Source organism: Mycolicibacterium sp. ND9-15, assembly GCF_035918395.1.
GTDB lineage: Bacteria > Actinomycetota > Actinomycetes > Mycobacteriales > Mycobacteriaceae > Mycobacterium.
Window position 1 is genome coordinate 1,556,818 of record NZ_CP142362.1, and the last position, 14,087, is coordinate 1,570,904.

At 66.1% G+C, this 14,087-nt stretch carries 15 protein-coding genes and 1 riboswitch; of the genes, 2 read left to right on the top strand and 13 right to left on the bottom strand.

Translation table 11 applies throughout. The features are described 5' to 3' along the window. The 9 genes from QGN32_RS07625 to QGN32_RS07665 form a co-directional block, all read right to left on the bottom strand. Positions 1-495, bottom strand: coding sequence for a hypothetical protein (locus QGN32_RS07625; RefSeq protein ID WP_326547992.1), 495 nt, complete (start codon positions 493-495; stop codon positions 1-3). A gap of 1 nt (position 496) precedes the next feature. Then, on the bottom strand, positions 497-820 hold the full coding sequence (locus QGN32_RS07630; protein WP_326547993.1) for a helix-turn-helix transcriptional regulator: 324 nt from the start codon (positions 818-820) through the stop codon (positions 497-499). 112 nt (positions 821-932) lie between these two features. After that, a complete protein-coding gene (locus tag QGN32_RS07635) occupies positions 933-3,476 on the bottom strand; it encodes an ATP-binding protein (RefSeq protein ID WP_326547994.1) in 2,544 nt (847 codons plus the stop codon). A 6-nt stretch (positions 3,477-3,482) separates the two neighbouring features. After that, complete coding sequence (locus QGN32_RS07640) at positions 3,483-3,821, bottom strand: hypothetical protein (RefSeq protein WP_326547995.1); 339 nt, start codon at positions 3,819-3,821, stop codon at positions 3,483-3,485. Next, on the bottom strand, positions 3,814-4,641 hold the full coding sequence (locus QGN32_RS07645) for a slipin family protein (protein ID WP_326547996.1): 828 nt from the start codon (positions 4,639-4,641) through the stop codon (positions 3,814-3,816). Before QGN32_RS07645 ends, QGN32_RS07640 begins: the two co-directional genes overlap by 8 nt. Continuing rightward, positions 4,641-5,273 carry a hypothetical protein gene (locus tag QGN32_RS07650; RefSeq protein ID WP_326547997.1) on the bottom strand — a complete coding sequence of 211 codons (633 nt, stop codon included), beginning with the start codon at positions 5,271-5,273 and terminating at the stop codon, positions 4,641-4,643. Before QGN32_RS07650 ends, QGN32_RS07645 begins: the two co-directional genes overlap by 1 nt. Beyond that, on the bottom strand, positions 5,270-7,663 hold the full coding sequence (locus tag QGN32_RS07655; RefSeq protein WP_326547998.1) for a nitric-oxide reductase large subunit: 2,394 nt from the start codon (positions 7,661-7,663) through the stop codon (positions 5,270-5,272). The genes QGN32_RS07650 and QGN32_RS07655 overlap by 4 nt, the downstream gene beginning before the upstream one ends. A 180-nt stretch (positions 7,664-7,843) precedes the next feature. Next, complete coding sequence (gene cynS, locus QGN32_RS07660) at positions 7,844-8,299, bottom strand: cyanase (RefSeq protein ID WP_326547999.1); 456 nt, start codon at positions 8,297-8,299, stop codon at positions 7,844-7,846. A gap of 102 nt (positions 8,300-8,401) precedes the next feature. Further along, entirely contained in the window at positions 8,402-8,755 is a 354-nt protein-coding gene (locus tag QGN32_RS07665) for a Fe-S protein (protein ID WP_326548000.1), read from the bottom strand. 53 nt (positions 8,756-8,808) lie between these two features. On the opposite strand from QGN32_RS07665, the gene QGN32_RS07670 reads away from it, so the two are divergent. Both QGN32_RS07670 and QGN32_RS07675 read left to right on the top strand, forming a co-directional pair. After that, positions 8,809-9,825, top strand: a complete 1,017-nt coding sequence (locus QGN32_RS07670; RefSeq protein ID WP_326548001.1) for a TIGR03617 family F420-dependent LLM class oxidoreductase — start codon at positions 8,809-8,811, stop codon at positions 9,823-9,825. A 22-nt stretch (positions 9,826-9,847) separates the two neighbouring features. Next, on the top strand, positions 9,848-10,105 hold the full coding sequence (locus tag QGN32_RS07675; RefSeq protein WP_326548002.1) for a hypothetical protein: 258 nt from the start codon (positions 9,848-9,850) through the stop codon (positions 10,103-10,105). A 458-nt stretch (positions 10,106-10,563) separates the two neighbouring features. Next, positions 10,564-10,675, bottom strand: a riboswitch (SAM riboswitch). A 42-nt stretch (positions 10,676-10,717) separates the two neighbouring features. Here QGN32_RS07675 and QGN32_RS07680 read toward each other — a convergent pair. The 4 genes from QGN32_RS07680 to QGN32_RS07695 form a co-directional block, all read right to left on the bottom strand. Beyond that, the gene (locus tag QGN32_RS07680; protein ID WP_326548003.1) at positions 10,718-12,385 is read right to left on the bottom strand and encodes an NERD domain-containing protein; all 1,668 of its coding nucleotides are present in this window, start codon (positions 12,383-12,385) and stop codon (positions 10,718-10,720) included. 348 nt (positions 12,386-12,733) lie between these two features. Continuing rightward, entirely contained in the window at positions 12,734-13,054 is a 321-nt protein-coding gene (locus QGN32_RS07685) for a hypothetical protein (protein ID WP_326548004.1), read from the bottom strand. A 381-nt stretch (positions 13,055-13,435) separates the two neighbouring features. Beyond that, positions 13,436-13,816, bottom strand: a complete 381-nt coding sequence (locus tag QGN32_RS07690) for a PIN domain-containing protein (RefSeq protein ID WP_326548005.1) — start codon at positions 13,814-13,816, stop codon at positions 13,436-13,438. Continuing rightward, positions 13,813-14,061 (bottom strand): type II toxin-antitoxin system Phd/YefM family antitoxin, encoded by a 249-nt coding sequence (locus QGN32_RS07695; protein WP_326548006.1) that lies wholly within the window; start codon positions 14,059-14,061, stop codon positions 13,813-13,815. The genes QGN32_RS07690 and QGN32_RS07695 overlap by 4 nt, the downstream gene beginning before the upstream one ends. Between the last annotated feature and the right edge of the window lie 26 nt (positions 14,062-14,087).

Sequence of the window (14,087 nt, forward strand, 5' to 3'; positions counted from 1 at the left end):
TCAGTCGCCATCACGGCGGCTGGCGAGTATCTCGCGAAGCGTGGGCAGTACACGTTGGTCCTTCGGGCGATTTGCGGCCTGCTTCGAGCGAATCACGTCAGCCAGTGACGCGATTTGCACTGTCACTTCATAGATGTCGGCGCACACCGCGTCGCGGCGCAGGTCGGAGTATCCGCGGGTCCCCGACGGCCGAAACGATATGTCGAGATCGCCGGCGTCGGTGACGAGGTTCCACGTCTCGGCTGCTGCCAGACCTTGCGCGTCGCATGCGAAGTGCACACCCGCGGAAAGGGCTTCGGTACGGGTCCTGGCATTGAGGGCCCGTAGTGCGAGCGCGAGGCGGTCGAGGTTGGCGTCGTCCAGATCTGGGGTGATGTCGGCATCTTCGGTCGGGAACGGTGAACCGTGGTAGACGGCGGCGAGTCCGCCGATGAGCACGTAGATTACGTTGTACCGATCGAGCGTCGCGAGGAGGCGCGGCAGGTCGAGCTCCATGTCAGCCTCGGCTGCCGGCCGTCCGCAGTCCCTCGAGCTGACGTGCCAATCGGGCGTGACGGTCAAGCCGCTGCTGACCACTCAGTGGAGCGAGCCGGGCGGCTTGGGCGAGGTCGCTGTCATCGCGTTCGACGATCTGCAATTCAATGCCGAACCCGCAGAGGCGGACAAGCCGAATGACGTCGTCGAGGCTCACCGCGGTGCGACCCGATTCCCAGCGTGCTATGGCGGGCTGGGCAGTGCCGGCACGGTCGGCGAGTTCGGCCTGGGTGAGGCCGGCACGTCGACGTGCCTCTCGGATCAGATCACCACCGTAAGATGCCACAGGCACACTATAACAGATCTGTTATGCACGTTCGATGAGTGGGCCGAGAGCGCCCAGAGGGCAAGCACAGTTGGCCTTTTCACCGGCTGAGGTGTGGTGTCGCGGCCGGCGTCTACCGAACACGACCCCCGACAATTGCCTCGGCTCGTTGAAGTTCCGGGCAGAAGGCGTCGGCAGTCAACCGGCCTACGGCCTCCACAAGTGGGGCGCGCGCGGGCTCGCTACGACGGTCGAAATCATCTAGGGCACAGCGTAATTCGAATAGCGTTGCCCCCTGGCGGCGGGCCAGTTCCAGAGCGGCGCGTAGGTCTGCTTGCCCGGCGTCGGGGTCGGTGCGGGTGGCAGCACGCAACCGCAGCAGTTCGGCGTCATAGAAATGCATTCCGGACTCGTCGGCGCGCGCGAGGGCGATGTCGAATCGAGCGCGGGCCTGGTCGGGTTGGCCCGCTACGGTCAGCAGTCGGCCCAGGACACCGTCGAAGAACGTGAGGTAGGCGTTGAGCCCGGCCCTACCCAGGACGTCGACCAGTACGGTCATGGTGGCGATGTGATCGGACAACTCGGCTGAGTCGTCGCCCATCGCCGTGACGGCTCGCACGGCCGCCAGTTGGGCATGGCCCCACAGGCTCCACGCGTCGAAGCCGTGCTGCTCGGCCTGGTCGACGAGGTTGGCGGCCAGCACCCCGGCCCGGTCGAGTTGGCCGGTTTCGATCCGCATCCATATCTCGACGAAGTCCGCGAAGGCCGCGCTGAATCGGCCCTGAGGGAATCCGAGTTCGCCGAGCCGGCGTGCCTCCTGCGCCAGTTCATCCTCCGCGCCTTTGGCGTCGCAGTGCACGAATTTCGCCAATGCCAGGTGAAGTCGCGCCGTGGTGATCGGGTCGTTCGGCTGGTACCACATCACCTCGAGCTGCTTTGTCTCCAGCAGCTCGGGCATGGCGTGCTCAAGGTGGGCAGCGGAGGTGTCGAACTCGCCTCGAAACCACTCCAGCACACCGAAAGACGCCTCGATGACCGGACTCAACCACCGCCGTCCTTGCTCCAAGCCTGTGCGCAGCGATTCCAGCACTCGAACCACGCGGTTCAGGTCGGCACGGGTGAAGTAGTAGACCATGAGGGCCACCATCGTCGCGACGAGTTCATCGTCGCGCAGATCCGTCCCGCCAAGCTGCAGGCATCGTTCGAAATCGTCTACGGCGATGGGGTTTTGGTTGCCTTCGATGGCTGCCGCGAGGAAGCCCCGCTCCAGCCGCAGCCCGACTTCCCGCCGGTCGCGGTCGGGTCCGGGCGCAGTGCGCTCGAGTTGGGCAAGGGCAAGGTTCAAATACGTGCGCGCCTCGGCCAATGCGCCGCGGCGACGCGCAGCGGCTGACGCCTGCCGATAGGCTGACGTCGCGTCGTCGAAATGCTCGGCCTGCTCGTAGTGGCCGGCGACCAGCCGCCAGTCCGGGTCACCGCCTACCGCGCCGCGCACCAGCGCGTCGGCGGCCTTGGCATGCAGCGTTTTTCGCACGCTGGCCGGGGCCAGTTCGCAGGCCACCTCGTGCATGAGGTTGCCGCGAAACCGCCAGCTGTCGGTTCCGGTCGGTTCGATCACGAGCGCGTCCTCGAGTTCATCGAGGGCATCGTCGATTTCGTCTTCGCTCTGCGTGCAGATCGAGCACAGAAGGTCGCGATCGAATCGGCGACCGATGACCGCCGCCGACTCCACGACCGGTACCACGTTGGCACTCGCATGCAGCCGGGCTAGCAGCGGCTCGTACAGCGCATCGGGGACCTGGGTCTGACCGCGCTGATCGCTCACCGCACCGATGATCTGCTCGATGTAGAAGGGGATGCCGTCGCCGCGGTCACGCACGGCCGCACGGTCTTCGGCGGACAAGCGTGGGTTCAGCGCGGTGATCAGCATGTCGGCCTGCTTCTCGGTCAACGGTTCGAGATCGAACACCTTGACCGGCCAACACGGCGGTAGCCAGGCTCCCTCCTGTCCGGTGATGGCCACCATGAGCTTGCCCTGACCCGCCTCGAGCAGCCGCGCCAACACCTCCACCGTGGATTGGTCGAACCAATGAACGTCCTCGGCAACCAGAAGTCCGGCGCCGCCGCCCAAACAGGCCAGCAGATACTCCTCCACCGCCGCAGCGATCAACTCGTAAAGCCTGCGCCCCTCGGCCCTCGCCGTGGCATACCCGGCTTCGGAGGGAATGCCCAAAACGGGTCCCAGCAACGGGACCGTCCGCGCCGGATCGAGACCTTGCGCCGCCACCTCCGCCCGAAGCAGCCGCAGTCGCTCCGCCGGACCGGTGGTCCGGCCGATCCCACACCGCCGTTCCAGCAGCGTGCGCACCGGATACAGCCCCGCGTCGGTGTGCAGGGGCGATCCGATCAGCTCGAGCACCACCGCGCCCGAGGCCTCGACCATCTCCACGGCGGCGGCGGCGAGTCGGGACTTGCCGATGCCGGGTGCACCGCGAAAGACCAACCCTGGCAGGCGCAGTGTGCCTTCTTGTGCACGGCGCCACGACTTTTGGAGTCGTGCGAGTTCGCGTTCTCGCCCGAGCAGCGGGCCCCGGCCCACGCCCACCCGCGCGGCATCGGCTCGCTCACCGATGACCTTAAGTCCTTCGCGCGCACGCAAATGGTCGCTGCGCGGCACGACTACTCAGGACTCGACAGCATCCTCTCGCTCGACATCGTCCTCTGGGTGCAGGTGCCTCCACATCCGGGCGCCGCCGGAGATCGCCACCAGCACCCCGATGCCGCCGATCAAGATGCCGGTGAACAACGACAGGAACATCGGATCGATCGAGGTGCCTATCGTCCCGGCTCCGAAGGCGCCGCCGATGAGGAATCCGAACAGCGGTGCCAGCACCGCCACTGCCACTCCCAACAGCGTCCGCCACAAACCTGGCGGGGTGGCCTCGAGGACGACGGGACGCCCGGGCTCCGGAAGGTCGCCCGCCTCGTCGACGGTTGCTCGGTCAGGTGTCGTGCTACTCATCGGATTTCACCCTCCTGATATGGGGGACGGAGTCACCGGGGCCGCTCGCGCCGCCTCCCGGATTCCGCTGCTCGCCCTCGAGGAACGGGCGCACGATATCCATCGGAATCGGGAAGACGACCGTGGAGTTCTGGTCGGCACCGAGCTCGAGCAGTGTCTGCAGGTAGCGCAGCTGCAGCGACGCCGGGCTCTCGCTGAGCGTGATCGCGGCGTCGCGCAGTTCCGTCGACGCCTGCAACTCGCCGCGTGCGCTGATCACCTTCGCGCGCCGCTCCCGCTCCGCCTCGGCTTCGCGGGCCATCGCGCGCTGCATCATCTCCGGAATCTCGACGTCCTTGATCTCGACGACCTCGACGACGATTCCCCACGGTTCGGTCTGTTTCGCGATCGAGGCGGCCAGATCCTCGTTGAGGTCTGCGCGATGGGCGAGCAGCGTGTCGAGGTCTGCACGTCCGACGACCGAACGCAGCGTGGTCTGTGAGATCTGCGACGTGGCGATCGCGAAGTTCTCCACGGCCATCACCGATTTCGTTGGATCGGTCACGCGGAACAGCACGACGGCGTTGACGCGCGCGGTCACGTTGTCGCGGGTGATGACCTCCTGCGGCGGAATGGTCAGGGTCACCGTCCGCAGGTCGACTCGCACGAGCTTGTCGATGCCCGGCAACACGACGACGATGCCGGGGCCGAGCGGTCCGCGCAGCCGACCGAGGCGGAACGCCACACCGCGCTCGTACTCCTTGACGACGCGGACCGAAGCGATCGCCAGCGCCACCAGCACGACGAGGAGGAAAACGACGACCACCGTCCATGTGCCCATCAGCTCACCTCCCGACGATCCGATGCATACGAGCTGCGGCGACGAAACTCGGCTTCGGCCAGACGCTTTCGTTCCTCGAGGTTGTCGTCGAGGGACTGGAACACCACCCCGTTCGGCACAGCAGGGGTGCGGCGCAGGTGCGACCAGAGCGGCAACGTCAACACAGCGACAGCGGCGGCAGACCCCAGCAGCAGCAGCGCCTCCGGTGCCGTCTTGGCCGCGAGGGCCGTCGCCAGCGGCAGGATGACCGCGATGACGCCGACGGCGCAGGCGATTCCGCGGTGAAAACGCGCCGCCTCCGAGGCCGGCCAACTGTCGATCGCCCGGCTCACCTCGCGGCCGTCGTGCGAAGACGTACACGTGTGCTTGACCGGGCAGGCGTTGCAGATCGACGGCGTGCCCCGATAGCGCATGACCCGGTTGTCGGGGTCAAACGACGTGGGCCACAACCACTGATCCTCCGGACACTGCCAGGCGTCGTGGTCCTCGTGGTAGACGAACGCACCCGTGCGGTGCCCCTCCACCTTGGCCGCCGCGCGCCGGGCAAAGGTGTCGATCCCATACGCGACAGCGACCAGCACCACGGCGTAGCCGATCGTCAGCCACGCGTCGATCCCGATGCCGGCGATCACGGGCCGTCTCCGCTCTCGTCGGGTGCCACCCGGCGGTCAGAGGCGTAGCGGCTGCGCCCCGGCACCGCAAGCCCCGTACGGTCCTCCTCCGCTTCGGGGTGCTCCTCGACGAACAGGGTTTCGGCCGGGAGCGTGTGCGTGGTGGCCTTGATCCCGTAGCGAACACCCAGCCAGGCGATCCAGAGGAACGGCAGCACGCCGCCGAGAATGAACAAGAAGTCACCGGGCATGCGCAGCCACTCCAGCACGGTATTGCCCGATTGCGTGATATAGCCCAGTGTTCGGGCGTCGTAGTAGCCGTCGTTGACCGAGTGCCACAGTTGCAGGACGCCGAGCGGCAGCAGCGTGGCGAACACCATCCACGCCAGACCGATGTTGAGCGACCAGAACGACAGCTTGGCCAGCTTGTCCGGCCATCGCTTCGCCGGAATGATGTAGCGCAGCGCGAACAACGCCAGCCCGACGGCGAGCATCCCGTAGACGCCCATCATCGCGCCGTGCGCATGGTTCGCTGTCAGCGCAGTCCCGATCTGGTAGTACGACACGATCGGCAGGTTGATCAAGAACCCGAAAATGCCTGCGCCGACGAAGTTCCAGAACCCGACCGCGACGAGGAACATCACCGCCCACCGGTGCGGGAACGGGGCACTGCTGCGCGACTGCTGTCGCGAGCCCAGTTGCAGGAACGTCCACGCCTCGACGGTGAGGAACGTCAGCGGAATTACCTCCATCGCGGAGAAGAACGCGCCCAATGCCATGTGCTCCACCGGGGTTCCGGAGAAGTACAGGTGGTGCATCGTGCCGATCACGCCGCCCATCGAGTACAGAATGATGTCGAGGAAGATCAGCTGGATCGCGATCCGGCGTCGCACCACGCCAAGCATGACGAAGATGTAGGCGACCATGACCGTGGTGAACAGCTCGAGGAAGTCCTCGACCCACAGGTGCACGACCCAGAACCGCCAGAACTCTGCGACGGTCAGATGGGTTTCGGTGCCGGCGAGCATGCCGACCGCGTAAAACGCGGGGATGGCCAGCCCGGCATAGAAGAACAGCCACGGCATGTTCAGCTTGCTCTCTGTCTTCAACCGGGATCGGATCGCGCGGAAGATGATCGCCATCCACAGGAACAGCCCGATCACGAGCAGTGCCTGCCAGAACCGCGGCAGGTCAAGGTATTCCCACTGCTGGTCGAAGAAGATCGAGCCCTTCGCCCAGTCGACGCCGAAGGTGCTCAGCCCGGTGCCGATGAGCGTGCCGGCGACGACGACGAACAGCGCGCCGAGCAGCCCGTAGGTCAGCCATGACTGTCGCCGTGGTTCGCGGCCGGAGATGATCGGCGCCAGGAAGATTCCGGCGGCGAGGAAGGCAGCCGCGGTCCACAGCAGCGACAGCTGCACGTGCCAGGTCCGCGCCAGGTTGAACGGCAGGAGCTGGGCCAGGTCCAATCCGAAGAAGTTGCTCAGCTCTGCGCGGTAGTGCTCGATCGCGCCGCCCAGTACCGCTTGGCCGAGGAAGAGTACGGCGACGACGAGGAAGAACCAGGACGTCGCCTTCTGCGAGGGCGTGATCGCCACCTCGCCCGGCTGGCGGAACGCGAGCGACGGCGTTTCCGTTGCGTGCCAACCGATCCTGCGGCTCCAGCGGCCGTAGAGGGCGAAGAGCGCGCCGAGGCCGGCCAGCAGGGCGATGAGCGACATCGCCGACCAGACCAGTATGTCGGCCGTCGGGGTGTTGTTGACCCGCTGTTCGGGTGGCCAGTTGTTGGTATAGGAGTAGGAGTGGCCCTCGCGTTCGGCCGCACTGGCCCAGGCCGTCCAGCTGAAAAACGCTGTCAGGTCCTGGATTTCCTGCGGGTCGGTGATGACCGACGGGATCAGGCCGTGCTCGGTGGTGTCGGTGCCGAAGAAGTCGGCGTAGTAGGCACGGATCTCGTTGAACGCGCTCACTTGCTCAGCGGTGAACTGCAGCGTCCCGGTGGCCTCGTCGTAGCGGTTGGTCCGCATCATCTCGACGACGGCGGCGGTCGGGTCCTGCGCCCCGGAGTCGCGCAGTTCCTGGCCGACGTGGTCGGCGGACAGCCGCAGGTACTCCGCGGTGTAGTCCGGGCCGAGGTAGCCGCCGTGGCCCATCACCGAGCCGTACTGCTGCAGTCCGCGGCGCAGGAAGATCTGCTGTCCCGCGGTGATCTGCTGCTCGGTGTAGAGGGTCTGACCGTCCGGACCGACCACGCGCTGCGGCAGCGGCATCGAGTCCGAGTAGGTTCTGGCGGCCAGTATTCCCATGACCAGGAAGCCGAACACCATGACCAAGGCGACGCCCTGGACCCAACCTTTCGAGATGGCAAGCTCGGCCTTGGTCGGCGCGGGCTCCAAAAACTGATCTGTCATGGCCATACCCCCGGAGAGTTGGATTCACAACGCAGCGTCCTTGGTCAACCTAACGAACGCGTTGCGAAAGTGGTGGATGTTCCGAAACTTCGCGTCGCGGTGCCAACCAAGTGGAGGCTGTCCAAAGTCGCGTGTTCGCTTACCCCAGCCCATCAGCCGCTACGACGCCGGGGCGCCGGGTCAGGCTTCGGCAGCGGTCCAGTCGTAGGGCAAAAACTTCCCGTCGAAGGTCACCACCACGCGATCACCGGCTGGATGCGGCTTCTTCTCGACGTCGACGCTGAAGTTGATCGCGCTCATGATGCCGTCGCCGAACTGTTCGTGAACGAGTTCCTTGATGGCGCCGCCGTAGACCTGAAGAGCCTCGTAAAACCGGTAGATGGTCGGATCGGCGGGCACCGCGGTGGGCAGCCCGCCGCGCATCGGCACGGCACCAAGGACCGGCACGACCGACTCGTCGAGTCCCAGCAGCTCGACGAGCGTGCGGGCCGACTCGGGCGGGATGGGGTGCTGGCCGAGCAGAGCGGCGGTGGTCCACACGACCGGCTTGTCGATGGCGTCGGCGAGGTGCTGCCATGTCAGGCCTCTGGTCAGGCGGGCGGTGACGATCTGCTGGGTGATCTGGTCTCGGGTCATGCCTTCATCATGGCCAGCTCCGGGGTGCGCCGGACCATGGGGGCGCGTTCTCATTTCGGAGCGAAGTCGTCGCGCGGTGGACGTCGGACCCGTGTCAGCGCGTCACCACAGCACGGCGATCGCGGCGGCGAGGAAGGACAGCACGCCGACGGAGATGAACAGGAGGCGCGGGACGGGCTCGCCGGTGCGCCGTTGCCTGGCGCTGCCCACACCGAGCAGACCGCCCAGGATCACCAGGATCGCGAGCTTGGTGCCGATCTTGGGGTAATTCAGCTCGATGCCGGCGGGCCACGGCGCCGACAGGGCCAAGCCGGTGAGCAGCGACAGCACCAGCCCGTAGTCCATGGTGCGGGTGGTGCGGAACCGCCTCGCCGCGGCTTCGGCGACCCAGGCGCCGAAGGTGACCGCGAAGCCGACGATGTGCAGCAACACAACTACGTTGCGTAGTAGCTCCATGGGCCCGAGCTTACGTGAGTTGGCGACAAGGGTCCGCGGCGTACTGTTCGAGCGTGTACGTCGATGCGATGACGACGCCGCAGCCGTTGGACCAGATCGGCGGGCTGGCCCGGCGCACACAGGCGGCCGGCTTCTCCGGTCTGCTGTTCACCGAGACGGGCCGGACGGCGTATCTCAACGCGGCGGTGGCGTCGCAGGCGGCGCGGGGGCTGGAACTGTCGACCGGGGTGGCCGTGGCGTTTCCCCGCAGCCCGTTCGTGACGGCGGCGACGGCGTGGGAGTTGCAGGAGGCGACGGGCGGTCGGTTTCGGCTTGGCTTGGGCACGCAGGTCCGCACGCATGTGGTGCGGCGCTACGGAATGGAATTCGAGCGTCCCGGTCCCCGACTGCGAGATTACGTGCTGGCGGTGAAAGCCTGCTTCAGGGCGTTTCGGACCGGCAAGCTCGATCACCGCGGCGATTTCTACAGCCTTGACTTCATCACGCCGCAGTGGAGCGCGGGGCCTATCGACGCGCCGGACCCCAAAGTTGATGTGGCGGCGGTGAATCCGTGGATGCTGCGGATGGCGGGTGAGGTGGCCGACGGTGTCCATGTTCATCCGCTCGGCGAGCCCGGATACATCGGGCGGCATGTGGTACCGAATGTTACTGAGGGCGCGATGAAGTCGGGGCGCTCAGCATCGGAAATCGCGGTGATCGTGCCGGTGATGACGATCGTCGGCGACAACGACGAGGAGCGGCATCGGGAGCGCGAGTTGGTGCGCGCGAGCATGAGCTTTTACGGCAGCACGCCGAACTACGCGTTCATTTGGGATGAGGCTGGGTTCGAGGGCACGACGGCGCGGATACGGGAGAAGCAGAAGGCCGGCGACTTCAAGGGCATGGCGGCGCAGATCACCGACGAGCACATCGCGACGTTCGCGATGGAGTCGACGTGGGATCGGCTGACGGATGCGTTGATCGAGAAGTACGGCGGGGTGGCGACGCGCATCGTGCTGTACAACGCGTTGTCAGATCCCGAACGTTTCGAGCGCTACGGTGAGGTAGCGCAACGGATATCGAGCCGCTGAGCATTGTGCGAATGAGTCGCGGGTGACCGATACGCCGTCGCAAGTACATTTTCGGCGCGATGCCGCCGGGAGCCCCTGGCGGTGGCACACCACCGCAGGGCGGGCGAGTTCACGTCAGACCGAGGTCCGCCGCCTGGATAAGGCGCTGCGCGAGTTCTTCAGACAGCATGGCTATGCCGACTGGGTGCCTGACGAGGGCATGTTCGGAATGCCTCCGGGATATGCGCTGCACAAGGTCAGTGGTGAGCACTACGTCGTTTCATCGGACAAAGCGCAGTAACTGATTTTCCGTCGGTTACCACCGGACGGCGATGGCGGCGGCAGCGAAGGAGCCGGGCGATGCGGCCTGTCCGGCCGCAATAAGCCGACGATGCAGCGTGTCGGATTCGGACCGAGGCCGTCAGGTCATCACGTGGAGATCAGCTGCTGGGCGCGTTGAAACGACACCCCGAGCACTCGCCGACATCACGCACCGCAATGCCGGCTGCAGCGAGATCCCGTGCGAGTTCCTTCGCTTCGGCTCATGATGAGCCACTTCCGCTCCTCCCCCGGGACGTGGTGACGTGGCGGAGGTGGTGGCTCCGCGATCCATCAAACTTCAGCGCCCATCGCTCTCAACCGCCACACGCAGACGCTCCGCATTGTGGTGCCGGAGCTTGACGTTCAAGTCTCGACCTTTGATGTGTACGCATCCATCGTCCTGGACCGCAACGACTTTCACCTCGATGAACGGCTGTCCTGGCGCTCTTACCCTCACCGGTTGGTGCGGGTCGCGTCGTCATCCGAGCCACCCACGAGCGTGGGGTCGGCGTGCCGTCCAGTCGGAGCTTGGCGACGACATCTCATGACGCACTGCCATGCTAACCCGGCGCTCCGACATGCGGAGCGGAAATCAGCGGCCCTGGTCCGCGGGCACGTTGAGCCGTCGAGCCAAATCCGGTCCGCCCACCTCGCGAATGAAGCCGGGATCGCCGCACACGACGAGTTGGTCGCGCGCGCGGGACAACCCGACGTAGAGACGTTCGCGGGAACGCTCGAACACATCGGTCTCATTGACCACGAGAACCACAGCGCGCCGTTCGAGTCCCTTGAAGCCGAGTACGTGACCGTAGAACACCTGGTCGGCATCCCAGAACGTGTCCCAGTACGCCTTGTGGCCGTCCTTCTGCCGCTCGGCCTGTTCGGGATGGCGACTGCCGGTGGTCAGCAGTGCGACATCCTCTGGGCGCCAACCTTCTTCGAGCAGCGCCTCGATTTGGTCGTCACCGACGTCGAGTGCGTCCTCGCTACGGCAGGCGACGAACTCGACGGCGGGGCCCTCTCCGCCGAGGAATCTCATCGGGTGGTCGACGAGCGGTTGGAAGGCGTTGGCGATCTGGCGGGTGTTGCGCAGGTTGTGGTCGAGTATCAGCGGTACCAGCGGCACCGGGGGCGAGCCGTACCGGTTGAAGACCCGTTGCCCCTCGTCGGTGAACACGTACAGGCCACCCTCGTCGGGATCCTTCAGCGCGATCAGCAGCGGTTCCCACCACGAGTCGGCGAAGTCCTGCGCTTCGTCGACCACGATGGAGTCGAACCGCCGCCCGGATTCGAGTTGCGTTGCCAGCTCGGCCATTTGGAGCGGGAGATCGTGTTCCCAGAACTGGACGGTCTCCTCGGTGCGCAGTGCTTCATCGGGCCCCTCGGGTGCGCCCCACTGCACACCGAGCGCGTGGAACTCCCCGACGTAGCCGGGTTGCTGCCGTCGCGGCCAACTGGCGGTGATGCGCTCGAGGTAGGACGCCAGTCCGTGGGAGTAGCAGACCAGGGCGACACGCTGCCCCCGTTGAGCCAGGCGGCGGGCCTGCTCCATCGCGAGGAACGTCTTGCCGCTGCCGGCGCCGCCGCGGACCTCGATGCGGTTGAGCAGCCGGGTGGCGTCGAGGATGACGGCCTGGTGTTCGGTGAGCGCGTCGGCGGCGTCCTCGTTGGCCAAAGCTCGGGCGACGACGTCGCGTTGCGGCAGCCCCCGCCCGCTGAGCGCGGTGATGATCTGGTCGATGCCGTCCTTCGTGAGCAACGGACGGTCGAGTTCCTGGCTGATTAGCACGTGGCGCAGCCTGCCGTCGATGTCTTTGAGATCGTTGCGGTCGATGACCTTCCAGCGCGGGCAGTCCGAGAGTGCGAAGTCGTCGGGCAGTTCGACGTTGGGCAGCACGACGACGTGGTCCCAGCGCAGCCGCCCCTGCGTCCAGCGGGGGTCGTTCTCGATGTAGTCGCGCAGGGCATAGCAGGCCTCGCGGGCCTGGCGGACGGGTTCGATGATGTGCTCGCGCCCGCCGCGCTTCTGGCGCCAGTTCTCGCCGTCGTGCCAGACCTCGCCGCCCTTGACCTCCAGGCACGCGATGCCGGCGCCTTCGATGGCGACGACGAAGTCAACCTCGTGGTCCTTGAGGTGGTCGGTGACGCGTTGGCCGGCGATGACGAGGTCGTTGGGCTGGAGCTGCTCGACGAGGTCTTGGTAGACGCGGCGCTCGGCGCGGTTGGCCAGTCGTGGGGTGTCGGTGGGTGTGACGGTCATCGGCGCGCCCGCATGTTGCTTCGACGCAACCACCGCATGTCGAACTCCTCCCCCTATGAGCGTTCTGTCGATGTTACGACGATCATTGATCGAGGCCGCCTGCGCGCAGCAGCGGTTCCGTCGATGCCATTGGCGGGCTGCCGTTACGTGTCCTGGGTCATTGATTCGTGGCCACTCTGCGCAGCCAATGTGGGCCGCTGGCTCCTAGAGCCGAGATTGCACACAGGGCTGTGGTCGCCGCGTCAACTGCAACAGCCCTGGCTGCAATCTCGTCACTAGGGATCAAGTCTGACTACCGACAACCAGACACCGCATGCTTGTGGAGCCGTCGGCATCACTGTCGTGGAATCAGAGCCCCTTCGCGTCCAGCGCCTTCATCAGCGAGGGTCGCCTGCCGAACTCTTGGCGGATCTGCGCGATGAACGACGCGAAATCCCCGCTGCGACCGCCCCGCTCGTAGAGTTCGGCCATTGTCGCCAGCGTCGCGGCGATACCGGGATAAAGCTTGGTGTTGGGCTGCCGTAATTCGTTCTCGAGCTGTGGCCGATACAGGTCAGCAGCCTCGACAGGCCGAGCTTCGGCACCGCGGACAGCCAATTCGCGCCACGCCCAGCCTGGGCCGTACCGGTCGGCGGCTTGCCACGCGGCGTCGATATCACCGTCGTTCATATGGAGTTGCGCCAGGACCGCGCCGGCGGCGAAGCGGTCAGAGACCGCCAGCTGTCGCGCGTGGTCGAAGGCCCAGGTGCGCTCGCTACCGACACGGTGACGACCGCCGCGAAATCGCTTGGCACACAGTAGTTCTGGACCGACGGCTGCCGGACAAAGTTCGCACGCAGGACGGTGATCGCATCATCGATACGGCCCACTCCCCTATACATGTCGCGGCTACGTCGTCGGGGCTCAACCAATATGGGTTGCCACCACCGTGACTGGTAACCCGCCCGTCGGCCACCGCGCGATCTATGGTCACCGGCCACCTTGAGCAGGGTCGTTTCGGAGAGCGGTACAGCACTATGCTGCCCGACTCGGGGGCGAGACTCAGCGCATTCAGGCCGCGACAACCTCCACGAGGCCCTCCAGGCCGACGAAGTCTGCGACGTTGCGAGTGTAGAGCCGCGCCGAATGAGCATGTGCGGTGGCCGCAATCAATAGGTCCATGGATCGCGCTCGGCGTCGGCGGCCGGCCTCGACGACTGCCGCGGCCAAACGTCCGTAGCTGGCGGCCACGGCGCCGTCGACCGGTACGGCATCGAACATCCGTTGAAGCAGCAGCAGGCGGCGCAGTCGTTCAGCGCGGATATTTTGTGCTTTCGCGACGAGGACGCCGAAATGTAGTTCAGCCAACGTGATAGCGCTGACGGCCAGGTCCCCCTCCAGCGGAGGAACGTCGGCGGCGATGACGACGCTGGTGTCCAGAAGCGCTCTCACGCGTTCGCCCACGGGTCCCGGATATCGGCGGCCAGTTCCTCACGGTCGGCGCGCCACGCCGGGTCGCCGGGCCCGGCGAAGAGCTCGGCTACGTCATCCCATCGGCGCCAGGTCCGGGGAGCGGCGGGCACCAGCCGGGCGCCAGGCCTGCCGGCGACGGTGATGACAATCTCCTCGCCCTCTTCTACACGACGGACGAGTTCAGATGCGTTCTGGCGCAGCTCGCGCAGACCGACGGCTTCCACGTTCCAACTGTAGCACATGTGCTATC